This is a genomic window from Paenarthrobacter sp. Z7-10, from assembly GCF_026932795.1.
Taxonomy (GTDB): Bacteria; Actinomycetota; Actinomycetes; order Actinomycetales; family Micrococcaceae; genus Arthrobacter_M.
In genome coordinates this window covers 20124-45997 of the sequence record NZ_JADPVH010000033.1, presented here as the reverse complement: position 1 = coordinate 45997, position 25874 = coordinate 20124, and the positions used below count along the sequence as shown (strand labels likewise).

Sequence of the window (25874 nt, the reverse complement as noted above, 5' to 3'; positions counted from 1 at the left end):
ACGTGACCTGACCGGGAAACCCGACCCTTGCGTAAAAGACGAACCCTTCCCCAAAAACGATGAACTACTTACTGCTGCTGATTCCATGGGTGCTGCAACTCCCGATTAGTCGGGGGTGTTGCAACGTTCGCTAGAACTCGCCCAGAACAGTAATCTGCCCACCCAACGGGGGTCTCGTTGCGCAGAAGGTCCGCCTAACGCTGGACGGCCCCGAAACGCCCGGCGGCGACGGCGACCGCAGCGGTTCGGGCCTCGGATGCCTCCTCGGCTGTCAGAGTCCGGTCGGCTGCCCGGAAGCGCAGCCCAAACGCCAATGACTTTTTGCCTTCCTCAATGCCCGCACCGGAATAAACATCGAACAGGGCAACATCCTCCAGCAGCTCCCCCGCGCCCTCGCGCAGCGCCGCCAGGACGTCGTCGGCCGGAACATCGGCTGGAACCACCAGCGCAACGTCCTGGGTGGCGATCGGGAAAGTGGAGATGGGCTTGGCCACGATGACGTCCGCGGCCGCTTCGAAGAGCAGATCGGCGTTGACTTCCAGTGCCACGGACCGTGCCGGCATATTCAGCTCCGTGAGCAGTTTCGGATGCAGTTCGCCGGCGTAACCGAGCAGTTCACCGGTGCGCAGCGCCAGACGTGCGGTTCGCCCCGGGTGGAATGCCTGGTGCGATCCCTGGCTGACAGCGACCTCCACGCCCACGATGTCACCCATCAACCGGACTATGTCCAGCGCGTCGGCCCAGTCCCAGGACCGTGCCGAATGTCCGGCGGCCAGCGGCGAATCTTTACCCGTCAGCACCGCGGCGACGTGCAGCGGCTGCTCCGGCAGACCGTCGTAGAGAGCGTCCAGCACCTCCTCGGGCGGCCGCAGGCCCAGCGGCGGAACCGTGGCGGTACCCATTTTCTCCTCCGGCAGGAACACCAGCCCCGCTTCGTACAGCGCCAGATCGCGAAATCCGCGCGAATGGTTGCGCTTGGCGATCTCGATGAGCCCGGGCAGGATGGAGGTGCGCAGGAAGCTGTGTTCCTCGCTGATCGGATTCGCCAGTTTGACTGCCGGAGCCGAAACGGCGGCATCCGCGGTTCCGAAAGTGTCATTGCTGAGCTTGGACACAAAGGGGTAGGCGATCACTTCGGTCAGGCCTGCGTCGGCCAGCGCCTGGAGCAGCCGACGGCGCTGCTGCTGGACGCGGGACAGCCCGCGTCCGGGCGGGGCCACCGGAAGCGTGGCGGGAATCTTGTCATAACCAACCAGGCGGGCAATTTCCTCCGTCAGGTCATCCGGTATCCGCAGGTCGGTGCGCCAGCTGGGCACCGTCACGGTATACGTTGTTTCGTTCCCGGATGCGGTCTTGTCCACCGTGGCGCCCAGATCCAGCAACGACGTGGTGATTTCCGCGTCAGTGAAGTCAATGCCAATCCGGCCGGAGGCGTAGGTGTCCGTGAGTTGAATCAGCACCGGTTCCGGAGCCGTTCCAACGTCCGTGCCGGTTTCGTCGGCGGTGCCGCCTGCCAAGGACACCAGCAGATCCACCGCCCGCTGGGCAGCAACATCAGCGATCTGCCAGTCAACGCCACGTTCGAACCGCTTGGACGCCTCGGAGGGCAGCTTATGCCGCCGGCGGGAGCGGGCCACCGAGATCTCATCGAAGCGTGCGGCCTCCACCAAAATGTTGACGGTGCGCGACGAAGTCTCGGTGGACGCCCCGCCCATCACGCCGGCGATGCCGATGCCGCCGGAGGAATCCGTGATCAGCAGATCTTCCGGATCCAGGGTGCGGACCTTGGCGTCCAGGGTCTTCAGGGTTTCACCCGGATTGGCGCGCCGCACCACGATGTCCCCCGACAGTTTATCGAGGTCGTAGCAGTGCAGCGGCTCGCCCAGCTCCAACATGACGTAGTTCGAAATGTCCACCGGGAGGGAGATGGAGCGCATGCCGGCCAGCCGGAGTCGGGAGGACATCCAGACAGGGGTGGGCGCGCCCGCGTCGATGCCACGCACTGTGCGGGCAACGAAACGATCGCAGCCCAATTTGCCGTAGATCGGCGCCGCATCCTCAATTCGGACCGGGTAGCCCGGGCCCGCCGCGGTGGCGACGTGCACGCCGTCGGCCGGGTCTTTGAACCGTGTTCCGGTGGCGTGCGCATACTCGCGGGCCACCCCGCGGATACTGAAGCAGTAACTGCGGTCCGGGGTGACATTGATTTCAGCCGCTTGGTCGTACAGACCGAGGAGTTCCATCGCGTCGCTGCCCGGCTCCGGATCCAATCCCAGCGTGGACAGCACCAGGATGCCGTCATGGTCCTCGCCAATGCCGAGTTCGCGCACCGAGGCGACCATGCCGGCAGAGACGTGGCCATAGGTCTTTCGCGGCGAAATCCGGAAGTCCCCGGGCAGGACGGAGCCAGGCAGGGTGACCACGACCTTGTCTCCGACCGCGAAGTTGTGCGCACCACAGACAATGCCCTGCACACCGGAGGGGTCAATGCCGTCCCCGCTGAGGGTCTGCGCGGCACCCTCGGGGATTACCCGAACCTGGCACCAATTGATGGTCTTGCCATTGGATTGCGGCTCCGGCACCATCGAGAGCACCTGGCCCACCACGATCGGGCCCTGCAGCTGATCGGTGGGGCGATGGACGCCTTCTTCTTCCAGTCCTACCCGGACTAAATCCGCCATCACGTCTTCGGCTCTGGCACCAGCCGGAACCTGAGCATACTCGCGCAGCCAAGAAAGAGGAATACGCACGTCTTAGATCTCCATCCCAAAGTGCTCGCTGAAACGTACATCGCCTTCAATCATGTCGCGCATATCGCCCACCTCATTGCGGAACATGAGGGTTCGTTCAATGCCCATCCCGAAGGCGAAACCTGAATAAATCTCCGGATCGATGCCCGCCGCCCGAAGCACATTCGGATGAACCATGCCGCAGCCGCCCCATTCAATCCAACCCGGACCACCCTTGGCCCCTGGGTGCCAGATATCGAGCTCCGCAGACGGTTCCGTGAACGGGAAATAGTTTGGCCGCAGCCGGATCTGCGCCTCGTCGCCGAACATCTGCCGGGCAAAATGCTCCAGCGTCCCGCGCAGGTCCGCCATGGACAGCTTCCGGTCGATCGCCAGGCCCTCGAACTGGTGGAACACCGGAGTGTGCGTGGCATCCAGCTCATCGGTGCGGAAAACCTTGCCGGGGCACAGCACGTAAATCGGCAGTTCGCGCTCCAGCATGGACCGGACCTGGACCGGGGAGGTGTGCGTGCGCAGCAGCAGGTGGGCCTCCGGCGGCTGAACGAAGAAAGTGTCCTGCATTTCGCGCGCGGGATGGTCCGGCGGGAAATTCAGGGCGTCGAAGTTGAACCATTCCGATTCCAGCTCCGGTCCCTCCGCAATTTCCCAGCCCATGCCGACGAAAATGTCGCTGACGCGTTCCTGCAGGGTGGACAGCGGATGCCGGGCACCGGCGTGGCGGCGGCGGGGGGCGGCCGTGACATCAACCGTCTCCTCGACCAGGATCCTCGCGGCGTCCTGGGCCTCCAGCTCCTCTGTCCGGGCGGCGAGCGCCTGATTAACACGCCCGCGGGAGAGGCCCAAAACCTTGCCCGCGGCCGCCTTCTGCTCCTTGGGCAGAGCGCCAATACCACGGTTGGCCAGGCTCAGTGGAGATTTCTCCCCGCTGTGGGCCAAACGTGCAGCTTTGAGTTCGTCAAGGCTGGTGGCGCCGGCAATGGCCGCCACGGCACGGTCGACGGCGGCGCTAATGGCCGCCTCGTCCGTCGGGTCAGGCGCGGCGGAGGTGGTGGCCTCGGGTTGCTGTGCCACGGAAGTATTCTCAGACATCTGCTGTTCTTACCTAAGGTCAGGGTTAACGACGGCGGGGCCTTTGGATCTCCCGCCCGGACCAGTCTAGTAGAACCGCCCGGACAGCCCCGAACATGGCAACCTCATCCAGCTCATCGAAGAGAAACCAAAGGAGAACCACGCCGACGCCGGTTGAGCATTGGAAGCGGGGCGGCCGCGTGTATCAGCCGGGGATCACACGGTCGTTGCGCAGAATGTCAAACAGGGTGGCGAAGGAAGTGAGAGTGTCGGCGTGGTCGGTGAACCCTGCACTGCGGCTCCGCGTCATGTCGGTGAAACATTCGACAGGGCGGTTGAGGTCACTGTCGGTGTGCCACCAGGATGCCACGCGGGCGAGGTCGGGTTCCACGAGGCTCTCGCGTTCAACGAGCTGCCGCCACAGGTCCGCTTTACCTGCCATCTGCTCTCCCAGTGGGCGCGGCCGGTGGGCGTAGCCCTCTGGTTCCACGCCAAGCATCTGTGCGATGCGCGGCCACATCCATCGCCAGCGGAAGACATCGCCGTTCGCTGTGCTGTAGGCCTGGCTGGGCAGGCCGGGGTTGGTGGCCCAGATCATCTGGCGGGCGAGTAGCCTGCTGTCAGTCATGTCCGTGACGCCGTTCCGCTGCACCTCATTACCGGGGACGAGGTTCATGGCATTGCCGATGGCGTGTCCGATCATGGTGTGTGAACGGTGGACGCTCCAGGCGAACCGGTGGCGGTCGGCGGCCTGCCACAGCTCGTCTTCCTGTGCATAGTAGAAGTTCGGGGCGTCCAGTCTGGGCTCGTCCCCGTGGAAGGGAGCGTCTCGTGTCGCACCAGTACCGTAAGCCTCGAACGGACCGAGGTAGTGCTTGAGACCGGTAACTAGTGCGACATGCTCCAGGTGCCCAGACGCCGCGGTAGTATCCAGAACTTTGCGGACCATGGCGGCATTGACAGTGATGTTCTCCGCTTCGGTCGGCATGCGGCTCCACGCCGTGAAGAAACGTGCGTCGGGTTCAGCCCCGCCAAGGCTGCGTGCACGGACAGCGGGTCGGTCAGATCCGCACGGACGGTCGCGGCGCCCTCCTGTAAAGGCAGCTGGCTCCGCGACAGACTGGTGGTCTGCCATCCCTGCACCACGAGTTCCCTGGACAGGGCACTGCCGGAGATCCCTGTGCCGCCAACAACCAAGGCGTTTCGTTCCGGCGTAGTTGCTGCGTTCATCGTGTGTCTCCTTGTTTCTCCATCCGGGGCGGCCTGTTGAGGGAAAAGCTCCCGTCCAGGATAAGTTCCGGGCTACTACGATGGTGGCATGACGGCTGGCCAACGGTTACGGGTGGTCCTGAACCTGCTCAATATTTCCACTGCCTTCGGCGTGCTGATCGCACTTGTCACCCGGACGCACCTCGAGCATGGCCCCCGCGGGCTGTTGCTGGGCACTGGCTACCGGCCCAAGCTTCCGGCAGCCGGGGCATTCACGGTCGGAAACGTGGTGATCTATCGTGGCGACCGTGCGTTTATCGATGATCGTCCGCGATTACTGGCGCACGAGGAGCGGCACAGCACGCAGTATGCGGCATGTCTGGGGCTGCCTTTTCTTCCGCTGTACGCCGTGGCCGCACTCTGGTCGCTCTGGAAAACGGGGAACCCGGGCAGCCGAAATCCCTTTGAACGCTCCGCCGGCCTCGAGGCAGGCGGATATGTGGAACTGCCCGTACTGAAGAGGTTTGTAAAATGAATGACTCTGCGGCCCGCGGCCCCAATTCCGACTTCTCCGGGGGCGCACATATCACTGTGACCGGGCGGGGCTCGGCCCGGCAAGAGCCGGACATTCTGACCCTGAACATTGGCATCGAGGCCAGGCGTGCGTCCGTCCGGGAAGCGTACAGCGCGGCCGCCGCGGCCCTGCGCACCGTCCTGGACCGGCTGCGGGAGTTGGGTGTCGGAGCCGATGACAACGCGGCAAGCGCACTCACCGTCCAGGCGGAGGCCAGCTGGCAGGAAGGCCGCGGCAGCGTGGTGACCGGATACCTGGTGAGCAGCACCCTGAGCGTGCGGCAGAAGTACGCGGCCGGAGCGCAGGACGTGGTTGCCGCCGTTGTCGAAACCGGCGGCAACGACGTTCGGGTCAACGGCATGGAGCCAGCCGTGTCCGACCCTTCAGAAGCAGCAGCGCAAGCACGGAATCTGGCGTGGGAGGACGCCCGCGCCCAAGCCGAGGATTACGCCGCCCTGGCGGGACGCCCGCTGGGACAGGTGCTGCGGATCTGCCAGGGCGGGGATGCCGCCGTCGGCTCTGCCCCGGCGATGGCACGAGCATCCAACGTTCAAGCACTTCCGCTGCCGCCGGGACTATCCAGCATCACAGCCGCTGTGACAGTCAGTTGGGAACTGATTTGATTCCGGGCCCGGCAGCGCCAGCTACACGTTGATTTCGCGCTTGAGGATCTTGCCCGTGGGGCCCTTGGGCAGCGCATCGACAATCACAACGCGGCGCGGATATTTATAGGCGGCGATTCGCTCCTTCACGAATTCCTGGATTTCCTGCGCCAACTGCTCGAGGTCGACAGCGCCGGCAGCGCCGTCCTTAAGAGAGACGACGGCGACGATTTCCTCCCCTTGCAGTTCATCGGCGCGGCCCACGACGGCCGCCTCCGCCACCGCCGGGTGCTCGTACAGCACCTCCTCGACCTCGCGCGGGTAGACGTTGTAGCCGCCGCGCAGAATCATGTCTTTCTTCCGGTCGACAATGAAAAACACCTTGTCTTCGTCCATCCGAGCCAGATCTCCGGTGTGGAACCAGCCATCGACAATGGCGGCTGCGGTGGCCTCCGGGTTTTTCCAGTACCCCTTCATCACGTAACCACCGGATACCACGAGCTCACCCACGGAGCCAGGATCGACGTCGTTCCCGTTCTCATCAAGCACGCGCAACTGGGCGCCGCGGACGGCAGTGCCGATCGAACCCGGCTTGCGGATGCCGTCCAGCTGATTGAAACAGACCACCGGCGAGGTTTCGGACAGGCCATACCCCTCCAGCAAGGTCGCATCGAAGGAGCTCTCGAATTCACGCAGCACTTCCAGCGGCAACGGCGCTCCTCCACAGGCGGCGAGCCGAACACAGGAAACGTCATACTGTTCCCGGTGCGGTGCATGGAGCAGGCCCATGTACATCGTTGGTACGCCCTCCAGGATAGTCACCTTGTCCCGCTGCAGAATTTCCATCGCTTTGACCGGATCGAATCGAGGCAGCAGCGTGACCATGGCTCCACTCATGATCGCCGAGTTCAGTGCACAGGTCTGCCCAAAGACGTGGAAGAAGGGAAGGCCGCCAAAGATGACGTCATCGGCCGAGGTGGAGAACAGATCCCGCGACAATGTGGCGTTGCTGAGCAGATTTTCGTGCGTCAATTCCGCGCCCTTGGGCCGGCCGGTGGTCCCGGAAGTGTAGAGGATGACGGCGGTATCCTCCGGTGCAGCTTCTGCGATGTCCTCCGGAGCATCCGCGGCGGACAGCTCAGCCATCAGGGCGGCATTGATGGCGATGACTTCGGTTCCGGCCGACTCCGCGCCCGGAATTACCTCAGACAGGACACCTTCCCACGCGAAAGCGAACGCGGCGCCGGAATTCGTGAGATGGTATTCCACTTCGCGGGACTTCAGGAGTGGATTCAGCGGAACGACGATGGCACCGAAGCGCAGGATTCCATAGTAGATGGCGGGCATCTGCGGCAGATTGGGACTGATCAGGGCCACCCGATCCCCCGGGTGCGCGCCATGGGCGGAGAGCAACCCCGCCACCTGCCGGCTCAGCCCGTCCATGGCGGCATAGCTCAGTTCAACATCATCCATTTTGACGGCGACCGCCGACGGGTTGGACCGCGCGGATTGGCTCAATATGGTGGCCAGGTTGGACATGGACGGGCTCCTTTGCTCGGCTCCTGCTGGCAGTCGCCGGCCGGCGGCCCCGATGCTGCTGTTCCAACATTAACTCCCGGCCGCAGTGCGTGGTTCCCAAACCCGGTCAGTGCAGCGCCCCGGCCCCGATCTTCGCATCGGAGCGGGTGTCCAGCGCTGTCAGTGCGGCCACGGCAAGGCCCTGTGCCATCACTGCGACGTCCATGCTGGGCACGTCCTGAGTGCGGACCTGCTCGGTCGCGTACGGCAGGTGGATAAATCCGCCCCGCACCACCTCGGCCATCCCCGCCGGCTGCGCACGCGTGGCCAGATGATCCATCAGGGCATAGAACACGTGATTGCAGACGAAAGTGCCGGCCGTCTGCGAGACCTCCGCCCGCACTCCGGCCGCCGTCAGCTGCTCCAGGCAGGACTTGATCGGCAGTGTGCTGAAGTATGCTGCCGGGCCATCTGAACGAACAGGTTCGTCGATGGGCTGCGCACCGGAATTATCTGGAATGCGGGCGTCATCGACGTTGATCGCCACGCGTTCGAGCGATAATCGGCTCCGGTCCCCTGCCTGACCTACGGCGAGCACGAGCTCAGGGTTCGCCTCATCCACAGCGCGGCGGATCGCGGCCGCCGCCAGGCCAAAGACACATGGAAGTTCGACGGCGCGCACGGCATGTCCCGCCGCCCGCAGAAGCTCCGCCGCCTGCTGGACCGCCAGCCAAGATGGATTCACGGATTCCCCATCAAAGGGCTCAAATCCCGTCAGCAAAATCATGACCCCAGCTTAGCCCCTGATCATTGGCGAACAACCGGCGGGCGACGCACCTCAAGGCCCGGGCGGACCGGCAACCTGTGGCCAAGCCAAGCCGCGCCTTCCGCGGAAGCCACTTCTACTGTCCGCTTCCGCGCTCCCCGTCATTCCGATCGTTTCCGGCGGAGTCGCCGTTCGGCTTCCCGCTCTGTCCGTCGTCGGTCTCCACAGGACTGGCCTTCCCAGAAACACCTTTGTCGGGTGCGGGGACTTCATCTTCGGGCTGCGGACTCTCATAGCCGCCCTCACCGATTTCCTCACTCATTGCCCTCTACCTCTCTCAGCCCATGTTCGATCCTGCTGGTACGAAACTAGAGCACTGGAACAGAAAAAGGAAGGCCGTCAGGACTGAATGGGCGGCCTTGACCTCTAATAGAATATATGTTCGAATAAGTCAATGCGGTGGGATACTCAGCAGCTTAAGTCGCCGGAAGCAGCGGTTCCGCTGCTGCCGCTGGCCGGACTGGTCCGTACGGTCACCACTCCGGAATTTGCTGGCATCAGCTTCCACGAAGTGATGTCAAAATCCGTGTTGAATAAGGTGGCGGCCGGTTCCAAGATGCCGTTCAACTGGACGGTCAATCCCTATCGGGGATGCTCCCACGCCTGCGTCTATTGCTTTGCCCGCAAGACTCACACATATCTGGACTTTGATGCCGGAATGGATTTCGACAGCCAGGTAGTGGTAAAAATCAACGCCGGCGAAGTACTCCGCAAAGAATTGTTCCGGCCCGGCTGGGGCCGGCACCATGTGGCACTGGGGACCAACACCGATCCTTACCAGCGCGCCGAGGGCCGCTACAAGCTAATGCCGGGCATCATTGGCGCCCTCGCGGACTCCGGGACCCCGTTTTCGATCCTGACCAAGGGCACCCTGCTGGCGCGGGACATTCCCCGGCTAAAGGAAGCGTCACTGCTGGTATCGGTGGGGATGGGGATCTCCCTGGCGCTCACCGACGAAACCCTGGCCCAAACACTGGAACCCGGTACGCCAACTCCCAAAGCCCGATTGGCGCTAATCAGCCGGCTACGCCAGGCCGGCCTGCCCTGCGGCGTAATGGCAATGCCCATAATTCCCTGGCTGACGGACACCGATGAGGCACTGGACTCACTATTCAGCGCCCTTGCCGCAGCAGGCGCCACGGGGGTCAGCGCAGGGGCGCTCTATCTCCGTCCGGGTACGCGCGAGTGGTTCATGCAGTGGTTGGCCAAGGAGCAGCCGGCACTGGTGTCCCGCTTCCAGCGGCTCTATTCCACCGGGTCATATGCGGACAAGGATTACCGGCGTTGGTTATCCGGCCGGATCAACGTCTTCAAAGACCGGCACGGCTTTACCGGCACGGACGGCTTCATCCACGACGCCCGACATGAGGAAGCCCGCTACCCTGAGGGGAGTCTGCCATCCGTACCTTCCGGTGCCAGCCGCGGGATCCCGGTGGCCTGCGGAAGCGCCGCCGGGGCACAACCCACACTCTTCTGATGGCACGCTGTTCTGACCGGACGGCGGGAACTCTCCGCCGCGCAGCCGCTCAGTGGAGTTTGGCCACGGTCAGCAGGATGGCGGCGTCTTCCAGAGCCTCCAGACTATGCCGGGCCGCCGGAATGATTAACAGATCCCCGGACATGCCGTCCCAACTGACAGCACTCGAGGCCAGCCGGACCCGCCCCCGCAGGACATAGACAGTGGCCTCGCCTGGATTCTCGTGCTCATCCAGCTTTTGCCCTGCCGCCAGGGCGATCACCGTTTGGCGCAGGACGTGCTCATGCCCGCCGTAGACCGTCTGGGAGCTGCGGCCGCTGGATGCCGTCCGGGCTTTATCGAGTTGCTGCCGGGTCACCGCGGTCAGGGACGATTTTTCCATTCGACATCCTCCATCGATTAATCCTGCTGATTCGTCACCATACGCCGAGGGAAGGCCGCAATGGGACCGAATGCACTAATCCAGATCCGGTTCCGGTTCGTCCGGATCAAGGTCGCGCTCGGCCTCATCGGGCCGGTCCGGTGTCCACGACAGCGTGATGAGCACACCCTCCTCGGACTCGGCGAGGTGCAAAGCCAGCGTCCTACCGAACAACATCTCGTAGTTGTCCTCGTCGGCCCCGGCCCCCACTTGGGTCGCCAGATCGCTCATGGCCTGCGCCATGGCCCTGCCCCAATCATGCGGATGTCGGCTTGAGGCTTCCGCTGCTGCAGAGTACGTCTTGTGCATATCCATACTTGCCATTGTGCTCCCCCTGAACTGTAAACGACACGGCAAAGCCCCGGTCCGACGTCGGACCGGGGCCCGCTGATGGTGACCGAAAGCTTATCCGCTCTTGCGGCGGAACTCACGCTTCTGCGAGGCTGAACCGTGTACCTGGCTGATTTTCGTTCCGTTCGCGGTCTCCACTGTGGCGTGGTGCTGGCTGTTTTTGCGATCCAACGCCTCGCGGAATTTCCGTTTTTGTTCCTCGTTGGTTCCCGCTTTGGCTGGCGCGTCCTTGGTGGCCTCGCCGTGCTCGTCAGATGCGCTCATCTAATCCTCCTGGGATGCGGACGTCAAAGGTACAGTCTGGCATAGGTCGCGCCGGCCCCGGTAGGGATGAACCTGCATAAGTCTCAGGAAGAGCCGCCGGCTCCGGTGACCGCCACACTCAGCAGCGCCAGCACAATCGGCAGGTCCGCCGGGATCCACGGCAGTGCCAGCAACGCGGCCGGGGCATTCAGGTCAACCCAGCGCAGCTCGTCGTGGTCTTCAAGCGGTGCCGGCGCACCCCGCATCAGCTCGGCCAGCCAGACGCGCATCACCGCGCTGCCGGACAGAGGCCAGCCCTCCGGGGTCGGGCCTGGCAGTTCAACCCCCAGCGAGACGGTGACGCCTAGCTCCTCAGCCAGTTCGCGATGCAGCGCGGCCTCGGGCCACTCGCCCGGTTCCACTTTGCCGCCCGGGAACTCCCACATGCCGGCGAACGCTGGTGGCGCCGTCCGGCGCGCCACCAGCAGCCGCTCCGGACGGACAAGCGAATCCACGATGGCTCCGGCGACAATCTCTTTTCGCACAGTCACCGCCTCATTCTAGGCCGCCCTAGACTGTTAAGGGAGCGCGCCGGAACGGCCGGTCCTCCGGATTCCCTTCCCAGAAACGACGCGAATGACCAAAACCGCTGCCCCCTTGTCCCCGCGGCACACCGCATTTGCGATCGCCTCCCTGGCCATAGGCGGATTCGGCATCGGCACCGTTGAATTCGCCATGATGGGACTGTTGCCCAATATCGCCCAAGGAGTCCATGTCAGCATCCCGGAGGCCGGGCACCTCATTTCCAGTTACGCCCTCGGCGTCGTCGTGGGCGCCCCGGTGCTCGCCGCAGTGGGCGCGCGAATCAGGCGGAAGACGCTTGTCACACTGCTGATGGTTTTGTTCACCGTGGCCAATCTGTCCTCGTACTTCGCCGCTGATTATCCGGCCCTCCTGCTCACCCGCTTCATCGCCGGTTTGCCGCACGGCGCCTACTTCGGCGTTGCCGCCGTCATCGTCGCCTCGCTGGTGGCGCCCACCAAGCGGGGCCGGGCAATTTCGATGCTGATGCTCGGGCTCTCCATCGCCAATGTCGTCGGTGTGCCACTGGCAACCCTGATCGGCCAACAGCTGGGCTGGCGGCTGATGTTCGTGCTGGTTGCCTTGCTGGGAGTGCTCACACTGGTCAGCATCCGCAGGTTCGTACCGCTGATGCCTGTGCCGCAGGATGCCGGCCTGCGCTCGGAGCTCGGCGCCCTCAAGCGCCTTCAGGTCTGGCTGACGCTGCTGATCGGGATCGTCGGATTTGGCGGGTTTTTCGCGGTCTACGCCTACATCGCTCCCACCATGACAAATGTCGCCGGTTTCCCAGCGTCCTTCCTGCCGATCGTCGTGGCGTTGTACGGTCTCGGCATGGTGACGGGCAACGTCATCGGCGGCCGGATCGCGGACAAATCGGTGCTGGGCAGCATCTTCGCCGTGATGGCCTTCATCGCGGCGATGCTGCTGATCTACAGCGCCGCCGTGCACGTGCAGTGGGCCGCGCTGCTCATGGTCTTCGTCGTCGGAGCGGCCGGGGCCATGCTCATCCCGGCACTGCAGACCCGGCTGCTGGACGTTTCCCCGGATGCCCCCGCACTGGCCTCCTCGCTGAATCATTCAGCCCTCAATGTGGCCAACGCGCTCGGTCCGTTCCTTGGCGGGCTGGTCATCACCTTGGGTTGGGGCTACACCGCCCCGGCCCTGATCGGCGCGGCCCTCGCTGTCCTGGGGCTGGGCATTGCGGCAGTCAGTGGCCTGGTTGATGTCCGACGACGGCGTTCCAAGGCCGTGCTGCTGGTCTCCACAACGGTGTGACGCGGGTGCGGCACCCTTCAGCGCGGGTCGGGGACGCCGTCGTCGTGCCCCGCCGAGGCGGGTGTACCCGGGGCCTTCGAGGACGAATAGATATCCGGTTCCAGATACATCACCTTGGCGGTGGGAACAGCGGCCCGGACCCGACGCTCGGCCGAATCAATGGCTGCCGCGATCTGCGCCCCGGTGTCCGCGGTGTCAACGGCAATCTTCGCGGCGACCAGCAGCTCGTCCGGGCCAAGGTGCATGGTCTTGAGATGAATGATCCGGCTCACTCCCGGGCCCACCAGGGCTTTCTCAATGGCGCGCACATCCGCAGCGGTGGCAGATTCACCCAGCAGCAATGACTTTGTTTCGATGGCGAGGATGACAGCCACGGTAACCAGCAGGAGACCGATGAGAGCAGTTCCCGCGGCATCCCACAGGCCGTTGCCCGTAACCAGTGTCATGGAGACGCCGCCCAAGGCGAAAACGAGACCAACCAAAGCAGCTGAATCCTCCAGCAGCACCACCGGCAGTTCCGGCGCCTTAGCCGTGCGGACGAACTGGACCCAGCTCTTTCCACCCCGGGTGTGGTTGGATTCCCGGACGGCGGTGCGAAAGGAGTACCCCTCCAGGACAATCGATCCAACGAGGACCACGAGCGGCACCCAGGCCCACGTCGGTTCAATACCGTGCGGATCATGCCATTTTTCGTAAGCCTCATACAGGGCAAAGAGACCGCCAACGCTGAAGAGCACGATGGAGACGATAAAGGCGTAGATGTACCTCTCGCGCCCGTAACCGAAAGGGTGCTCCGGGCTTGCCTGCCTGGCAGCGCGTTTGCCGCCGACCAACAGCAGCAATTGATTGCCGGAGTCGGCCAACGAGTGGATGGACTCCGCCAGCATGGACGACGAAGCCGTCAGCAGGAAGGCCACGAATTTGAGCACCGCGATGGACAAATTTGCGGCCAGCGCGGCAATAATGGCCTCGCTTCCACCTCCGGCAGACACGATGCAATTCCTTCCGATTGGTTTTCCCGGCAACTCCCCGCCGTTCTCGACGGCGGCGCAAGGTTGCTGAGGCGCTCATTCCCCTGCCATTACCGTACCGTGCCACCAGTGACCGGTTCCGGACAACAACGTTTCGTTACTGCCCACACAGGGAACGACACGCCGGCAACTATGGGGTAGTAAGCATGCTGCCGAATGCGTCCAGGAGTGCTAGTGTCTATCTCGTAAGCTCACCTGAAGGAGGAGTCATGGGTTTCATTAGCTGGATTATTCTCGGACTTATTGTTGGTGCGATTGTTAAGGCAGTTATGCCCGGCAGGGTCGGTGGCGGTTGGGTCACCAGCCTGATCCTGGGTGTTGTGGGAGCGATTGTCGGCGGTTGGATTTCCGCCCTGGTCTTCGGCGGCAACGCGATCAACGGCTTCTTCCACCTCGGCACCTGGATCTTCGCCATCATCGGCGGCTTCGTCGTTGCCGGTATCTACGGTGCCATCACCGGCCGGAACAAGAGCGTCTCACGCTAAGCGAAGCATCCACAATATTTGGCAGCAAAGGGGGCGGCACCGCGCAGGTGCCGGCCCCCTTTGCTGCCTGGGAGATGCTGCCTAGGATCCTTAGCGCCGCTGGGCGCGTGCGCTGGCATACAGGCACACGGTGGCGGCAGTACCCAGGTTCAGGCTCTCGGCAGAGCCGTACACCGGAACGGCCACCCGGTGGTCAGCGAGCATCAGTTCGTCCTCGGAGAGCCCCTGTGCCTCATTGCCGAACAGCCAGACGGTCGGCGACTCCAATTCCAAGGCGGACTCGGGAACTTCCTGCTCAAAACTGCGCGCGGCGCTTTCGTCCTGCAGATCATCAAGATTGAGGTGTCCATAGCCATCCGCGGCCAACACCGCCAGACCCGCCCGCTTGCACTGGTCAACCAGCGCGGACACCTCTGCGCCAACAACCACTGGAAGATGGAACAGCGAACCGACCGTGGAACGGACGCTCTTGGGGTTGTAGACGTCCACGCTTGAGGAAGTAAAAATAACCGCGTCCGCCCCGGCGGCATCCGCTGCCCGCAGAACAGTTCCGGCATTGCCAGGGTCGCGGACTTGGCACATCACTGCAATCAACTTCGGCCGGCTTGCCAGTACCTCATGCAGCGGCACATCGACGTAATTGCATACCGCGACGATTCCCTGCGGCGAGACCGTGTCCGTCATTGCCTCCAGCACCAATTCGCTGGCAACCCGGATGTGAAGGCGACTGGTCGGGTCCTCGGCCAGATCCAGCATCTCGGGATACCGCTTAAGGCATTCCAGACTCGCGTATATTTCCGCAATCACGGCCGTCCCCCCGGCCAGCAGGCAGTCGCGGTGCGCCCGCAGCGCTTCGCGTACGGCCTGCGGTCCCTCCACCAGAAACTGCCTGCGCTTTAAACGCACCGGACGCCCGGCCAGTTTTGCAACGTCCTTTACCCGATCTGCTCGGGGATTGGTCATTGCGTCAACTGGCGGGCGTCCGTCGTCATTCATTCTTGGACTTTAGCAGTCCTGGCCCGGGCCGAAGAAAACCGCAATCTGCGCGCTCTCAGGCTGACTGCGCGGCAATGCTGGTGTTACTTTGCCACCGGCGCCGAGGTATCAGCCGGAAGGGCTGCCTTGGCCAGCTTCACCAAGCCGGCGAAGGCTCCGGCGTCGTTGACGGCCAAGTCGGCGAGCATGCGGCGGTCCACCTCAATTTCGGCGGCCTTCAGGCCCTGAATCAGGCGGTTGTAGGTCAGGCCATTCGCGCGGGAGGCAGCGTTGATGCGCTGGATCCACAGGCGGCGGAAGTCGCCCTTGCGCTTGCGGCGGTCACCGTAGCTGTACACGAACGAGTGCAGCAGCTGCTCTTTAGCCTTGCGGTACAGACGTGAGCGCTGACCACGGTAGCCCTTAGCCCGCTCAAGAATAACCCGACGCTTCTTATGGGCGTTGACCGCCCTCTTCACACGTGCCACGTGCGTACTCCTTAAAATTACATCCCAAGCCAAACATGCCTGAGAAGGCTTATGCGGTGCTGCGGCCGATGTGAACCTGCAGCAGATTGACTATGGGTCAGATGCCCAGCATCTTGCGGATGTTCCGGGCGTCTGCCGGGGCAACGATCCTGTCCCCGGCCAGACGGCGGGTCAGTCTCGAGGACTTGTGCTCCAGGTAATGGCGGCGGTTAGCCTGCTGGCGCTTGAGCTTGCCGCTTCCGGTCAGTTTGAAGCGCTTCTTGGCTCCACTGTGTGTCTTCATCTTCGGCATGGGAACCGATCTCCTTACGTATCCACCGGCGCTGCCCGTGGTTCTCTTGCAGCGACCGGTCAGGTCGCTGGCGGGGGGTACTTATTGCCCTACAGGGCTGTTGCCCTACTCGGCTGAGTCTGACGCACTCTGGCCTGATGAGTCCTTGGGGGCACTCGTCCGGACAGCAGGTTTGGTGGTGGCCGATTTCCCGGCCGGCTTGGCTCCCGCCAGCTTGCCCACTCCCGGTTTGGCAACCGGCTTGGGCATCGGAATCGGCTTCGGTGAAGCCATTGGCTTCGGCGCGGCTGCCGGTTTCACGGCCGCAGCAGCAGGCTTCGACGCTTCCGGAGCCTTCGCCGCAGCAGCAGGCTTCGACGCTTCCGGAGCCTTCGCCACAGCAGCAGGCTTCGACGCTTCCGGAGCCTTCGCCACAGCAGCAGGCTTCGAGACTTCCGGAGCCTTCGCCACAGCAGCAGGCTTCGAGACTTCCGGAGCCTTCGCCACAGCAGCAGGCTTCGAGACTTCAGGAGCCTTCGACGCAGCAGCAGGCTTCGACGCTTCCGGAGCCTTCGCCACAGCAGCAGGCTTCGACGCTTCCGGAGCCTTCGCCACAGCAGCAGGCTTCGACGCTTCCGGAGCCTTCGCCACAGCAACAGATTCGGTTCCGGCGCTCGGGACAGACACCGCTTCCGGTGCCTCCTCGGACGGGGCGACGACGGCGTCAGGCACCTTGGCGTCAGGGGCGGCGGAGGTCTTCGCTTCAGGCACCGCGGTCCCGTCTGCCGCAACCTGGGAATCCCGCGCGGCGAGGCCGGTGGGCATCAGATCCGCCAGGCTCTGGGTCAGCGGGGACTTATTGTCCTTGTCCACATCGACCCTCGCCTTGGTTTCAGGAATGATGCCGGCCGCTACGGCCTCATTGTGGGCCTTGGCCTCCGCGCGCTGCGTCTCGCGGCGCGCCTCCGCCTTGGCCTCTGCTTTGTTCTTCAGCGGCCCAATGACCATCACCATATTGCGGCCGTCGATTCGCGGGCTGGACTCCACGGCACCCACTTCGCCAACGTCGTCGGCGAATCGCTGCAGCAGGCGAATGCCCATCTCGGGACGCTGCTGCTCACGGCCGCGGAACTGGATCATGGCCTTGACCTTGTCTCCGGCACCGAGGAAGCGCATGGCGTGGCCGCGCTTCGTCTCGTAGTCATGCGTGTCAATCTTCAGGCGGAAGCGGATTTCCTTCAGGACCGTATTGGTCTGGTTCTTGCGCGCTTCGCGGGCCTTCACGGCCGCCTCGTACTTGTACTTGCCGAAGTCCATCAGTTTGCACACCGGAGGCTTGGCCTGCGGTGCTACCTCAACAAGATCCAGGTCCGACTCAGCAGCAAGGCGCAGGGCATCCTCAATACGGACGATGCCAACCTGCTCACCCGCTGGTCCTACCAGCCGCACCTCAGGGACACGGATTCGATCGTTGATTCGTGGCTCGCTAATGTGTAACTCCTGTTTTCGCAATTATTTGATGAACACCAGCAAAAGGGGAAGGCCCCCGACTGCTGGTGCAATCGAAGGCCTCAATGTTCGGTCGGCCGGGACTCCCCCCACCGGGGGTATCCACCCTGCGCCTCGAGGACGCCTGGCCGACCGGTACCCGGTTAACTCCAGCACTGCCTTGCGGCAATGGAAGGGCCTTTCGGCACTGTACCTGGGTCGACGGGTGGGAGAGAACTCCGCTTGCAACCGGATATCCTTTTCGTCGTCCCCGTTTCCGGTGGCACGGCAAATGAAAACATCCAGCTGGTCTGTGACAAGCTTATCAGTATGAGCACGCCTGAGAGTAATCCGACCGCCGAAACCACCCGTCACAGCTTTGAGCCTAAGACCTCGGCCTCCGAGCCGGAATCACCGGCACGGGAATCCGGAACCGCGCTGCGGGACATTGCCGAGGTTCCCGCAGTTGAAGTTATTACGACGGCGGCCGTTCACCTGATGAGCGCTGCTGCGGTCAAGTGTGGGCTGGCGGATGGCCCGGACGCCGAAGAGCTGAAGGATCTCGACGAGGCGCGCAAACTCATCACCGCGCTGGCAGGGTTCGTCACCGCCGCGGCGCCGGAAATAGGCAGCCAGCATGCTGGTCCGCTGCGCGACGGACTTCGTTCCCTTCAGCTGGCTTTCCGCGAAGCATCGGTCCTTCCGGACGCCCCGGGCAAGGGGCCCGGCGAGAAGTTCACCGGTGCGGTCAACTGACGCCGGCTGGAACGACTGCAACGGTCATCGCCCCACCTCAGTACCCGACGGGCTGTCGCATCAGCGCGCGGTCACCCGACGGCGCACACCTTGCAGGCCAATTCCCAGCAGCGCCAGCAGGAAAGCCATCGAACCGACGGCCAGGAAGCCGCCCCATGGTCCCACCGCGTCGATGGACACACCCGCCAGCGGGGCGCCGAGCGCGCTGCCTAAGGTCAGAGCCGAGCCATACCAGCCCATCGCTTCTCCTCGCCGTTCTTCCTTAACGAGGGAAGCGATGCGTTCGGCGCTGGCCGAGAGCACCGGCGCACAAAGCAACCCAGGCGGAATTGACCACAGCGCCAGCGCCCAGGTGCCGGTGGCAAATCCCATCGGAACCGTCAGCGCAGCCATTCCTGCCAGCAGCCAGAGCGGGTTGACCGCGCGGTGCAGGGCGCCGTAAAGCAGACCGCCGATCACTGAAGCGGCGCACCAGAAGAAAAACACGATGCCAAGGTCGTCGGGCCGGCTGATGGAGCGCAGGCCGGCAACGATGCCCACATCGGTTCCGGAGAGAACCAGGCCCGCTGCGGCAGCGGCGCCCAGCACCGCCAGGACGGCGGCGTTTATCCACAGCAGATTGCCGCGTACCCGGCCGAACATCCGGCCGAAAATGTTCCCGCCCGCGTATGACTGGCTGCTCATGACCTCAACCGGAGGCATTTCCTCCAGCGAGGCGAGCTCCTCATCGCATTCACGGAGGTAGCTGCCGCGCTGGCCCGAGCGGACCGGCGGGTTAAACCAGATCAGGAACAGTCCCGCCGAGGCCGCAGCCGCCCCTATGATGATGAGCCCCACTGTGGTGTGGATGGTGGTGGCCAGCAGTACGCCCAGCGCCGGACCAATCATGAACGTCAGTTCCGCACCGACGGAATCCAACGCGTAGGCCGTGCGTCGCTGACGCTGGGAGACCATCACGCCGAGGGACTGGCGAACCACGGAAAAGATGGGAACAGAGAACAATCCGCCGATCACGGCCGCCAGCAGCAGCAGCGGATAGTTCAGGAACGGAGCCACAGACCAGACGACGAGTTCGGAGACAACGGAGGGTACTAGGGCGCGGCGCAGGCCCACCGCGTCAACCCTGCGGCCGCGCCACGGCGCGCCAACGGCAATTCCCAGCGTGACGGCGGTGGCCACTCCGCCAGCCGCGCCATATCCGAGCCCCAGAGTGTCCACAACGTGGAAGGTCAGCATCAGGCCCGCGGCAGCATGCGGCACCCGCGCCAGCATGGCCACCAGCAGCAGGCGCCGGATCGGCGCCACGCGCAACAGCTCCTTGTACAGGGAGAAGTCCAAGAGTCCTCATTTCAACCGGCCCGCCGGCGGTCAAGGATCCTTGTCCTGTCCACTCACATCGGGCTAAACAGCGGCGGGCCGCAGACTGATTTCCACCGAGTCCACCCGCTCTGCAAATACTTCGTCCATGGCCCAGCCCTGCTGCAACCCACCGGTCAGCGATTCCACTCCTAACTGGTTCAGACCGGGCCGCAGATACAGCACCACGCGCAACTCCGGTCCGGCTCCGCCGCCGCAGATCACCGCGCCGCTGGCGGATCGGGAGGCTACCCCCGAGCCGGCCTGCACCCGGAAACCTGACAGGTACCGCGATGCCAGTGTATCCGTGACCGAGCCCTCCGTGCCGGACAACTGATCCACCGCGCGCCGTACCGCGGTTAGCACTTGGGGATCGTCATAGCTGGGCAGCCAGGGCTGCTGCTGGGCCAGTGCCCAAACCGCCGGACGCCGCACCACGAAAGGAATCTCCGCTCCCGGATCCACCACCATCAGCTGGGCCTCTTCGGCGGCGGCTGACAGGGCCGCCCGCGCGGCGTGGACGGCCACCGGGCGCGCTTGCGGGTGCCACAGCGCCACGGACCGCGCCGAGCTGAATACCGGCAATGCGCGCCGACCATCCGGCGCCTGAATTGTCACCAGCGCCATGTCAGATTCCTTGTCCGAGGCCAGCCCACTGGCATCCACCGTGGTTTCGGCCACCTCGGCGACGATGGGGACAAAAACCCGGGCCAGCGCCAGGCTGCGCACCACCGCGGCTTCATCAGCCGTCCCCGCGGCAAGCGACGCCAAAGCCGCCGCATAGCCGGCATCGGTGCCGCCGTCGTCGTCCTCGAAGTTGTGGTACTGCGTCTCTGACTTCAGCCGCCGGTCCTGCCAGGGCTGGCCGGCTGAGTCCCCGTTGCCGCCGGCCCGCGACAACGCCGCGGCGATGTGGCCGGGGAGATGCGGCTTAGCCGGGCCCGTCATGACTTTTGGCGCCGCCCCGCCACATCCAGGGCCTGCGGCAGCGTGAAGGCACCGGCGTAAAGGGCCTTCCCCACGATGGCACCCTCCAAACCGAGCGGAACCAAAGTGCGCAGTTCCTTCAGATCCGCCAGGCTGGAGATGCCGCCGGAGGCGACTACGGGCTTGCCTGTGCGTTCGAGCACCTCGCGGAGGAGCTCGATGTTCGGACCGCGCAACGTGCCATCCTTTGTGACGTCGGTGACGACGTACCGCGGGCAGCCGGCGTCCTCCAGCCGCGACAGGACCTCCCAGAGGTCTCCGCCCTCCTGCGTCCAGCCACGGGCGGCCAGGGTGGTGCCGCGGACGTCCAGGCCGACGGCGATCCGGTCGCCAAAGCGCTCGATGACACGGGCCGTCCAATTGGGATTTTCCAGCGCAGCCGTGCCCAGGTTGACCCGTTCGGCTCCCAGCTCCAGCGCGGCCTCCAGCGAGGCGTCATCGCGAATGCCACCGGAGAGCTCCACTTTAATGCTCAGTGCGCGCACGACGCTGCGGAGCAGATCAGCGTTGGACCCACGCCCGAAGGCTGCGTCCAGATCCACCAAGTGAACCCACTCGGCGCCGTCGTTCTGCCAGGCCAGCGCCGCTTCCAGCGGCGCGCCATAACTGGTTTCGCTGCCGGCCGCGCCCTGCACCAGACGCACGGCCTGGCCGTCGGCCACGTCGACGGCGGGCAGGAGTTCCAGGATGGGCAAATCAGTGCTGGTCATGGGGGTCCTTGGGGTTCGGATCGGGCGGAAGGAAGCTCCGGCGTTTGGGATCAAGTGGGCCGCCGGGATGGGTCAGCTGCTCGGTCAGCTGCCGGGCAGCGTCAGCAGGTAGGCTGCCAACAGGGCCATCGCCGCGAGGATGCCGAACGCGACAGAGGTCCAGCGCGGCTTTTTCTGCTGGTGGAAGGCTATCGCTCCGCCGGCAAGAAGTCCGGCTGCACCCATCAACACCACTGACCACATTCAGGCGCTCCGCGGCCGCAGCGAATCGACCCAGTTCCGCAGCAGGCGGGCACCGGCATCACCGGATTTCTCCGGATGGAACTGCGTGGCGCAGAGCGGTCCATTCTCCACCGCGGCGATGAACCGGGACCCATGCTCGGACCACGTCACCAGCGGAGGCTTCATCCGGGGCTGGGCGACATCAAAATCCCACTTCTGCACCCCGTAGGAGTGCACGAAGTAGAATCGCTCGTTTTCCACGCCCGCAAAAAGAGTTGAGCCTTGCGGAACGTCCACGGTGTTCCACCCCATGTGCGGGACCACCGGGGCATCGAGCAGCTCCACGGTGCCCGGCCACTCCCCCATGCCCGGCTCCCGGTTGCCGTGCTCCACTCCGTCGTCGAAGAGGATCTGCAGCCCTACGCAGATGGCCAGCACCGCCCGGCCGCCGGCCACCCGGCGGCCGATCATGCGCAGGCCATCGACTCGTTTGAGTTCCTTCATGACTGTGGCAAAGGCACCGACTCCGGGGACCACCAAGCCATCGGCGTTCAGGACGTCCTCCGGCCTCGAGCTCAGCAGCACCGCGGCACCCGCACGTTCCAAAGCACGCACGGCGGAGCGGACATTTCCCGAGCCGTAGTCGAGCACTGTCACTGTGGGCTGCGGAACTTTGGATATGACCGGGGCGATCACAGAGTCCCTTTCGTGGAGGGGACACCGTCGACGCGCGGGTCATCTTCCACCGCGGCGCGCAACGCACGGGCAAAGGCCTTGAACTGGGCCTCGACGATGTGGTGCGGATCCCGGCCCGCCAATACCTCCATGTGCAGGCAGATCCGGGCGTGCAAGGTAATGGCCTCGAAAACGTGCCGGGTGAGGGAACCAGTGAAGTGCCCGCCGATCAGATGGTATTCCTGGCCGGCCGGCTCCCCGCTGTGCACCAGATAGGGGCGCCCCGAGACGTCGACGACCGCTCGGGCGAGCGCCTCATCCAGCGGCACCGTGGCCTCGCCGAAACGACGGATACCCGCTTTGGTCCCGAGTGCCTGGCGCAGAGCCTCACCCAAGGTGATGGCAACGTCCTCCACGGTATGGTGCACGTCGATGTGTATGTCCCCGCTGGCCTTGACGGTGAGGTCAATCAGCGAGTGTTTGGACAGGGCCGTCAGCATGTGGTCGTAAAACGGAACTGATGTGTCGATGGATGATTTGCCGGTGCCGTCCAGGTCCAGGTCCACCAGGACGGAGGATTCGCTGGTGCTCCGCTCCAGTCTGGCGGAGCGTCCTGCGGAAGATCTCTGGCTGTTCTCGCTCATTTCGGGCGGACCCTTCGTTGCGGGGGAATGTGTGTCGGGTTCCTGCGTCCTCTGCTGCAATCCCAGCGGCTCATTCCAGGACAACGGCGGGATTTTGCCGGCCCAACAGCCGGGCAAGTTCCGCCAGGAAGGCCGAGGTCTCCGCTTCGGTCCCGGCGGTGACCCGAAGATGGCCAGCGATCCCGACGTCACGGACCAGGACCCCGGCGGCCAGCAATCCTGCCCAGACTGCCTGCGGATCATTCAGACCACCAAAAAAGACGAAGTTTGAGTCCGAGGGCGCGGGATCGAGACCCAGCCGCTGCAATTCCTGCACTATCCGGTCCCGCTGAACTTTGATGGCCTCCACATTGGCCAGCAGCGAATCGGAGTTGCGCAGCGCGGCCACGGCCGTTGCCTGGGTAATGGCGGAGAGGTGGTAGGGCAGCCGGACCAGGCGCAACGCATCGGAAATCTCTTCCGCTGCTGCCAGATAGCCCAGACGGGCGCCAGCCAATGCGAACGCCTTGCTCATGGTGCGGGTCACGATGAGCCGCTCGCGCCCGGGCAGGAGGCTCAGGGCACTCGGCGCGCCATCGTGGGCAAATTCCGCATACGCCTCATCCACGACTACGACGGTCTGCGACGCCTCACCGGCTGAGTAGACGGCCTTCACCACATCGAGCCCGAGGGCCGTTCCAGTGGGATTGTTCGGCGAGCACAGGAATACGACATGTGGCGACAATCGGCGGACTTGCTCCGCCGCCGAATCGGCGGTCAACGTGAAATCCGCCGAACGCTGGCCGGAAAGGTAGGCAGTCCCGGTGCCGCTGGCCAGCAGCGGATACATGGAATAGGTGGGGGGGAACCCCAGCACGGTGCGGCCCGAACCCGCGAAGGCCTGCAGGATCTGCTGCAGCACCTCGTTGGAGCCATTACCGGCCCAGATGTTTTCCGCACTCAGACCATGACCGAGATACGCGGCCAAGGCACGCCTCAGTTCGGTGAATTCCCGATCTGGATAGCGATTCAGGTCCATCAGCGAATCCTCCACGGCCTGCAAAATGGCTTTTCGGGCATCCGCCGGTACGCCGTGGGTGTTCTCGTTGACGTTGAGCAGGATTGGCACATCCAGCTGCGGTGCTCCGTAAGGATGTTTCCCGCGCAGGTCCTCCCGAACGGGAAGGCGGTCCAGACGTTCGATCCGCTCACGCGATGGCTGGCCGCTCGACGTCTGGGAATTCACAATTCCAAGTTTAAGCCAGTTCCCGCCCTGCGGGGAAATTGCCGCGTTCCGGACCGTCACATCGATGCCTCGGACAGACGCTGGGGAGGGCGGCTGCGGGCGCAATATCAGGCATGGGAGGGAACGAAGAGCTGCTGGCCCGGCTGGACTACCGAAGTGCGAAGTCCGTTGAGCTCCACGATGTCCGAGACCACATCACGCGGATCGCGGGAAGGGTCGGCGGAGGAAGCGATGCTCCACAACGTTTGGCCCTGAAGGACTGTCACCTTAGAGGCGGCCGCGCCCGCTGGCTCGGAGCCAAGCGTGGCGGCCCTCGCCGGCGAGGTGAAGAACCCCAGCAGCAGGGCCGCTGCCACGGCGGCCAGCATGAGGGGCGTGCCGATAAACAGCAACCTGCCGCGCCTGGTCAGGCGCAGCCTTCCCGAGCTCGCCCCGGGCCGCAGTTGATCTTCGGCCGGACGCTGGCCGACGGCTGGACGGCGACCTGCCAACTGACGCTGACCTGCGGCCGGACGCTGAGGGACAACGGGAAGCTGACCTGCAACCTTAAGAGTTGTAACGGCGTTCATGGTGCACACCTTTCACGATACGAAGTTCCGCACGCCCCGTTCCGCGGCATCATCGAACAAGTGCGGAGAACTAGAACATATATTCGAAACTGTGTTCTCTAGTTTTAGCACTTATCGACGAACCTTGCCAAGACTCGCTAGAACAAATGTTTGAAATGGGGACCGAACTGCCATACCTTGGAAAGCAAGATCCCCCGTACCGAAGAGTCCAGCAGAGCCCACTGACATTATTGGCAGCCGCAGCCGGAGGGCTGCGGAGGGATGCGGAGCCGCAGAAAGGACAACCCGCTATGCCAGGTCCGGAATCCACCCTCCAGAGGGGTAATCCCACGAGCCGGGCCGGGCTGAAAGGCCTTTCTGTCCGGCAGAAAAAAATTCTTGAGTGCATCCAGCGTTCCATCCGCGTCAATGGATACCCTCCGTCCATGCGCGAAATCGGCGACGTTGTCGGCTTGGCCAGCCTGTCCAGCGTTACGCATCAGCTCTCCCAGCTTGAAAAGCTCGGCTATCTCCGCCGGGACCCCAAGCGTCCCCGTGCCATGGAGGTGTTGATTCCGCTGACCTTGGACGACGGAGAAACTGCCATTGAGGGCGTTCCCCGGCTCACGGAGCTGCGCGGAGCCAATGGCCTGAGCATGGCTGAATTGAGCAGTTCGTCCGACACCGCCATGGTGCCACTGGTGGGTCGGATTGCCGCGGGCGGTCCGATCCTCGCCGATCAGGTGGTCGAAGACATCATGCCTCTGCCACGGCAGCTGGTGGGACACGGTGAACTGTTCATGCTCAAGGTGTCAGGGGATTCAATGGTTGACGCGGCCATCTGTGACGGTGACTGGGTGGTGGTGCGGCGCCAGAACCAAGCCATCAATGGAGAAATTGTTGCTGCCCTGCTGGACGACGAGGCGACAGTGAAGACTTTTCGTCAGCGCGACGGCCACACCTGGCTGCTCCCGCAGAACACCCGTTACGAACCCATCCTCGGTGACCACGCCACCATCATGGGCAAGGTCGTCAGCGTCCTGCGCAGCCTCTGAACCGCTCCGCCCTCGTTGAGCCGCTACAAGTGGAGCGGCTCAGTGCTGACGCTCAGTGCGGT

31 protein-coding genes are annotated in these 25874 nt (G+C 64.1%); 7 read left to right on the top strand and 24 right to left on the bottom strand.

Translation table 11 applies throughout. The features are described 5' to 3' along the window. Positions 1 to 194 precede the first annotated feature (194 nt). The 4 genes from pheT to IV498_RS11375 form a co-directional block, all read right to left on the bottom strand. Entirely contained in the window at positions 195 to 2750 is a 2556-nt protein-coding gene (pheT, locus tag IV498_RS11390; protein WP_269046693.1) for a phenylalanine--tRNA ligase subunit beta, read from the bottom strand. Positions 2751 to 2753: 3 nt separating this feature from the next. Continuing rightward, positions 2754 to 3839 carry a phenylalanine--tRNA ligase subunit alpha gene (gene pheS, locus IV498_RS11385; RefSeq protein ID WP_269046692.1) on the bottom strand — a complete coding sequence of 362 codons (1086 nt, stop codon included), beginning with the start codon at positions 3837 to 3839 and terminating at the stop codon, positions 2754 to 2756. A 184-nt stretch (positions 3840 to 4023) separates the two neighbouring features. Continuing rightward, positions 4024 to 4806 carry an NAD-dependent dehydratase gene (locus tag IV498_RS11380; protein WP_269046691.1) on the bottom strand — a complete coding sequence of 261 codons (783 nt, stop codon included), beginning with the start codon at positions 4804 to 4806 and terminating at the stop codon, positions 4024 to 4026. Further along, complete coding sequence (locus IV498_RS11375; protein ID WP_269046690.1) at positions 4707 to 5048, bottom strand: NAD-dependent epimerase/dehydratase family protein; 342 nt, start codon at positions 5046 to 5048, stop codon at positions 4707 to 4709. The genes IV498_RS11380 and IV498_RS11375 overlap by 100 nt, the downstream gene beginning before the upstream one ends. Positions 5049 to 5136: 88 nt before the next feature. On the opposite strand from IV498_RS11375, the gene IV498_RS11370 reads away from it, so the two are divergent. Then, complete coding sequence (locus IV498_RS11370) at positions 5137 to 5562, top strand: hypothetical protein (RefSeq protein ID WP_269046688.1); 426 nt, start codon at positions 5137 to 5139, stop codon at positions 5560 to 5562. Beyond that, positions 5559 to 6224: an SIMPL domain-containing protein gene (locus tag IV498_RS11365; protein ID WP_269046686.1), complete on the top strand. Its 666-nt coding sequence runs from the start codon at positions 5559 to 5561 to the stop codon at positions 6222 to 6224. The genes IV498_RS11370 and IV498_RS11365 overlap by 4 nt, the downstream gene beginning before the upstream one ends. 21 nt (positions 6225 to 6245) lie before the next feature. On the opposite strand, the gene IV498_RS11360 is transcribed toward IV498_RS11365, so the two are convergent. The 3 genes from IV498_RS11360 to IV498_RS11350 all read right to left on the bottom strand — a co-directional run bounded on the left by IV498_RS11360 (position 6246) and on the right by IV498_RS11350 (position 8809). Continuing rightward, positions 6246 to 7742: a long-chain-fatty-acid--CoA ligase gene (locus IV498_RS11360; RefSeq protein WP_269046685.1), complete on the bottom strand. Its 1497-nt coding sequence runs from the start codon at positions 7740 to 7742 to the stop codon at positions 6246 to 6248. A 106-nt stretch (positions 7743 to 7848) separates the two neighbouring features. Continuing rightward, positions 7849 to 8508 carry a pyroglutamyl-peptidase I gene (pcp, locus tag IV498_RS11355; RefSeq protein ID WP_269046683.1) on the bottom strand — a complete coding sequence of 220 codons (660 nt, stop codon included), beginning with the start codon at positions 8506 to 8508 and terminating at the stop codon, positions 7849 to 7851. Between the two features lie 115 nt (positions 8509 to 8623). Continuing rightward, a complete protein-coding gene (locus IV498_RS11350) occupies positions 8624 to 8809 on the bottom strand; it encodes a hypothetical protein (protein ID WP_269046681.1) in 186 nt (61 codons plus the stop codon). A 132-nt stretch (positions 8810 to 8941) separates the two neighbouring features. Here IV498_RS11350 and IV498_RS11345 point away from each other — a divergent pair, with 132 nt between their 5' ends. Continuing rightward, positions 8942 to 10024, top strand: coding sequence for an Rv2578c family radical SAM protein (locus IV498_RS11345; RefSeq protein WP_269046680.1), 1083 nt, complete (start codon positions 8942 to 8944; stop codon positions 10022 to 10024). Between the two features lie 49 nt (positions 10025 to 10073). Here the strand turns inward: IV498_RS11345 and IV498_RS11340 are convergent, their stop codons facing one another. From IV498_RS11340 to IV498_RS11325, 4 genes are all read right to left on the bottom strand, one after another. Then, entirely contained in the window at positions 10074 to 10406 is a 333-nt protein-coding gene (locus tag IV498_RS11340; RefSeq protein WP_269046678.1) for a cupin domain-containing protein, read from the bottom strand. Positions 10407 to 10481: 75 nt separating this feature from the next. Further along, positions 10482 to 10769 carry a hypothetical protein gene (locus IV498_RS11335; RefSeq protein ID WP_269046676.1) on the bottom strand — a complete coding sequence of 96 codons (288 nt, stop codon included), beginning with the start codon at positions 10767 to 10769 and terminating at the stop codon, positions 10482 to 10484. An 81-nt stretch (positions 10770 to 10850) separates the two neighbouring features. Further along, positions 10851 to 11060 (bottom strand): DUF5302 domain-containing protein, encoded by a 210-nt coding sequence (locus tag IV498_RS11330; protein WP_269046674.1) that lies wholly within the window; start codon positions 11058 to 11060, stop codon positions 10851 to 10853. 83 nt (positions 11061 to 11143) lie between these two features. Continuing rightward, entirely contained in the window at positions 11144 to 11590 is a 447-nt protein-coding gene (locus IV498_RS11325; RefSeq protein ID WP_269046672.1) for a (deoxy)nucleoside triphosphate pyrophosphohydrolase, read from the bottom strand. 85 nt (positions 11591 to 11675) lie between these two features. Between IV498_RS11325 and IV498_RS11320 the strand changes: the two genes are divergently transcribed. Further along, entirely contained in the window at positions 11676 to 12896 is a 1221-nt protein-coding gene (locus IV498_RS11320; protein WP_269046671.1) for an MFS transporter, read from the top strand. A gap of 17 nt (positions 12897 to 12913) precedes the next feature. Here the strand turns inward: IV498_RS11320 and IV498_RS11315 are convergent, their stop codons facing one another. Beyond that, entirely contained in the window at positions 12914 to 13888 is a 975-nt protein-coding gene (locus IV498_RS11315) for a cation diffusion facilitator family transporter (RefSeq protein ID WP_269046669.1), read from the bottom strand. Positions 13889 to 14136: 248 nt separating this feature from the next. Here IV498_RS11315 and IV498_RS11310 point away from each other — a divergent pair, with 248 nt between their 5' ends. After that, on the top strand, positions 14137 to 14412 hold the full coding sequence (locus tag IV498_RS11310) for a GlsB/YeaQ/YmgE family stress response membrane protein (protein WP_269046667.1): 276 nt from the start codon (positions 14137 to 14139) through the stop codon (positions 14410 to 14412). 90 nt (positions 14413 to 14502) lie between these two features. Here the strand turns inward: IV498_RS11310 and IV498_RS11305 are convergent, their stop codons facing one another. The 4 genes from IV498_RS11305 to infC form a co-directional block, all read right to left on the bottom strand. Further along, on the bottom strand, positions 14503 to 15408 hold the full coding sequence (locus tag IV498_RS11305; protein ID WP_269046665.1) for a TrmH family RNA methyltransferase: 906 nt from the start codon (positions 15406 to 15408) through the stop codon (positions 14503 to 14505). A gap of 83 nt (positions 15409 to 15491) precedes the next feature. After that, positions 15492 to 15875 (bottom strand): 50S ribosomal protein L20, encoded by a 384-nt coding sequence (rplT, locus tag IV498_RS11300; protein ID WP_269046664.1) that lies wholly within the window; start codon positions 15873 to 15875, stop codon positions 15492 to 15494. 97 nt (positions 15876 to 15972) lie between these two features. Further along, on the bottom strand, positions 15973 to 16167 hold the full coding sequence (gene rpmI, locus IV498_RS11295) for a 50S ribosomal protein L35 (RefSeq protein ID WP_269046662.1): 195 nt from the start codon (positions 16165 to 16167) through the stop codon (positions 15973 to 15975). 105 nt (positions 16168 to 16272) lie between these two features. Next, the gene (gene infC, locus IV498_RS11290) at positions 16273 to 17595 is read right to left on the bottom strand and encodes a translation initiation factor IF-3 (protein ID WP_442951342.1); all 1323 of its coding nucleotides are present in this window, start codon (positions 17593 to 17595) and stop codon (positions 16273 to 16275) included. 369 nt (positions 17596 to 17964) lie between these two features. Between infC and IV498_RS11285 the strand changes: the two genes are divergently transcribed. Next, positions 17965 to 18390, top strand: a complete 426-nt coding sequence (locus tag IV498_RS11285; RefSeq protein WP_269046659.1) for a DUF1844 domain-containing protein — start codon at positions 17965 to 17967, stop codon at positions 18388 to 18390. A 60-nt stretch (positions 18391 to 18450) separates the two neighbouring features. Here IV498_RS11285 and IV498_RS11280 read toward each other — a convergent pair whose 3' ends face one another. The 8 genes from IV498_RS11280 to IV498_RS11245 all read right to left on the bottom strand — a co-directional run bounded on the left by IV498_RS11280 (position 18451) and on the right by IV498_RS11245 (position 24778). Continuing rightward, positions 18451 to 19728 carry an MFS transporter gene (locus tag IV498_RS11280; RefSeq protein ID WP_269046657.1) on the bottom strand — a complete coding sequence of 426 codons (1278 nt, stop codon included), beginning with the start codon at positions 19726 to 19728 and terminating at the stop codon, positions 18451 to 18453. Positions 19729 to 19791: 63 nt separating this feature from the next. Continuing rightward, entirely contained in the window at positions 19792 to 20694 is a 903-nt protein-coding gene (locus IV498_RS11275) for an SseB family protein (RefSeq protein WP_269046655.1), read from the bottom strand. Beyond that, on the bottom strand, positions 20691 to 21443 hold the full coding sequence (gene priA / locus IV498_RS11270; protein WP_269046653.1) for a bifunctional 1-(5-phosphoribosyl)-5-((5-phosphoribosylamino)methylideneamino)imidazole-4-carboxamide isomerase/phosphoribosylanthranilate isomerase PriA: 753 nt from the start codon (positions 21441 to 21443) through the stop codon (positions 20691 to 20693). The genes IV498_RS11275 and priA overlap by 4 nt, the downstream gene beginning before the upstream one ends. 84 nt (positions 21444 to 21527) lie before the next feature. Further along, positions 21528 to 21686 carry a hypothetical protein gene (locus IV498_RS11265; protein WP_269046652.1) on the bottom strand — a complete coding sequence of 53 codons (159 nt, stop codon included), beginning with the start codon at positions 21684 to 21686 and terminating at the stop codon, positions 21528 to 21530. Further along, positions 21687 to 22361, bottom strand: a complete 675-nt coding sequence (hisH, locus tag IV498_RS11260; protein WP_269046650.1) for an imidazole glycerol phosphate synthase subunit HisH — start codon at positions 22359 to 22361, stop codon at positions 21687 to 21689. Continuing rightward, positions 22358 to 22984, bottom strand: coding sequence for an imidazoleglycerol-phosphate dehydratase HisB (hisB, locus tag IV498_RS11255; RefSeq protein ID WP_269046649.1), 627 nt, complete (start codon positions 22982 to 22984; stop codon positions 22358 to 22360). The genes hisH and hisB overlap by 4 nt, the downstream gene beginning before the upstream one ends. Positions 22985 to 23054: 70 nt before the next feature. Further along, positions 23055 to 24209, bottom strand: a complete 1155-nt coding sequence (locus IV498_RS11250) for a histidinol-phosphate transaminase (RefSeq protein WP_269046648.1) — start codon at positions 24207 to 24209, stop codon at positions 23055 to 23057. 107 nt (positions 24210 to 24316) lie between these two features. Then, positions 24317 to 24778, bottom strand: coding sequence for a LysM peptidoglycan-binding domain-containing protein (locus IV498_RS11245; protein ID WP_269046647.1), 462 nt, complete (start codon positions 24776 to 24778; stop codon positions 24317 to 24319). A gap of 290 nt (positions 24779 to 25068) precedes the next feature. On the opposite strand from IV498_RS11245, the gene lexA reads away from it, so the two are divergent. Then, positions 25069 to 25812: a transcriptional repressor LexA gene (gene lexA, locus IV498_RS11240; RefSeq protein ID WP_269046646.1), complete on the top strand. Its 744-nt coding sequence runs from the start codon at positions 25069 to 25071 to the stop codon at positions 25810 to 25812. Positions 25813 to 25874: the final 62 nt, after the last annotated feature.

Coding starts and splice junctions, on each gene's coding strand:
- pheS (WP_269046692.1), bottom strand. CDS start 3,839: ATGTCTGAGAATACTTCCGTGGCACAGCAACCCGAGGCCACCACCTCC.
- IV498_RS11380 (WP_269046691.1), bottom strand. CDS start 4,806: ATGCCGACCGAAGCGGAGAACATCACTGTCAATGCCGCCATGGTCCGC.
- IV498_RS11345 (WP_269046680.1), top strand. CDS start 8,942: ATGCGGTGGGATACTCAGCAGCTTAAGTCGCCGGAAGCAGCGGTTCCG.
- IV498_RS11340 (WP_269046678.1), bottom strand. CDS start 10,406: ATGGAAAAATCGTCCCTGACCGCGGTGACCCGGCAGCAACTCGATAAA.
- IV498_RS11285 (WP_269046659.1), top strand. CDS start 17,965: ATGAGCACGCCTGAGAGTAATCCGACCGCCGAAACCACCCGTCACAGC.
- IV498_RS11245 (WP_269046647.1), bottom strand. CDS start 24,778: ATGAACGCCGTTACAACTCTTAAGGTTGCAGGTCAGCTTCCCGTTGTC.
- IV498_RS11370 (WP_269046688.1), top strand. CDS start 5,137: ATGACGGCTGGCCAACGGTTACGGGTGGTCCTGAACCTGCTCAATATT.
- lexA (WP_269046646.1), top strand. CDS start 25,069: ATGCCAGGTCCGGAATCCACCCTCCAGAGGGGTAATCCCACGAGCCGG.
- IV498_RS11335 (WP_269046676.1), bottom strand. CDS start 10,769: ATGGCAAGTATGGATATGCACAAGACGTACTCTGCAGCAGCGGAAGCC.
- IV498_RS11320 (WP_269046671.1), top strand. CDS start 11,676: ATGACCAAAACCGCTGCCCCCTTGTCCCCGCGGCACACCGCATTTGCG.
- IV498_RS11310 (WP_269046667.1), top strand. CDS start 14,137: ATGGGTTTCATTAGCTGGATTATTCTCGGACTTATTGTTGGTGCGATT.
- IV498_RS11275 (WP_269046655.1), bottom strand. CDS start 20,694: ATGACGGGCCCGGCTAAGCCGCATCTCCCCGGCCACATCGCCGCGGCG.
- pcp (WP_269046683.1), bottom strand. CDS start 8,508: ATGATTTTGCTGACGGGATTTGAGCCCTTTGATGGGGAATCCGTGAAT.
- IV498_RS11265 (WP_269046652.1), bottom strand. CDS start 21,686: ATGTGGTCAGTGGTGTTGATGGGTGCAGCCGGACTTCTTGCCGGCGGA.
- IV498_RS11305 (WP_269046665.1), bottom strand. CDS start 15,408: ATGAATGACGACGGACGCCCGCCAGTTGACGCAATGACCAATCCCCGA.
- rpmI (WP_269046662.1), bottom strand. CDS start 16,167: ATGCCGAAGATGAAGACACACAGTGGAGCCAAGAAGCGCTTCAAACTG.
- IV498_RS11330 (WP_269046674.1), bottom strand. CDS start 11,060: ATGAGCGCATCTGACGAGCACGGCGAGGCCACCAAGGACGCGCCAGCC.
- IV498_RS11365 (WP_269046686.1), top strand. CDS start 5,559: ATGAATGACTCTGCGGCCCGCGGCCCCAATTCCGACTTCTCCGGGGGC.
- priA (WP_269046653.1), bottom strand. CDS start 21,443: ATGACCAGCACTGATTTGCCCATCCTGGAACTCCTGCCCGCCGTCGAC.
- hisB (WP_269046649.1), bottom strand. CDS start 22,984: ATGAGCGAGAACAGCCAGAGATCTTCCGCAGGACGCTCCGCCAGACTG.
- IV498_RS11350 (WP_269046681.1), bottom strand. CDS start 8,809: ATGAGTGAGGAAATCGGTGAGGGCGGCTATGAGAGTCCGCAGCCCGAA.
- IV498_RS11375 (WP_269046690.1), bottom strand. CDS start 5,048: ATGAACGCAGCAACTACGCCGGAACGAAACGCCTTGGTTGTTGGCGGC.
- IV498_RS11360 (WP_269046685.1), bottom strand. CDS start 7,742: ATGTCCAACCTGGCCACCATATTGAGCCAATCCGCGCGGTCCAACCCG.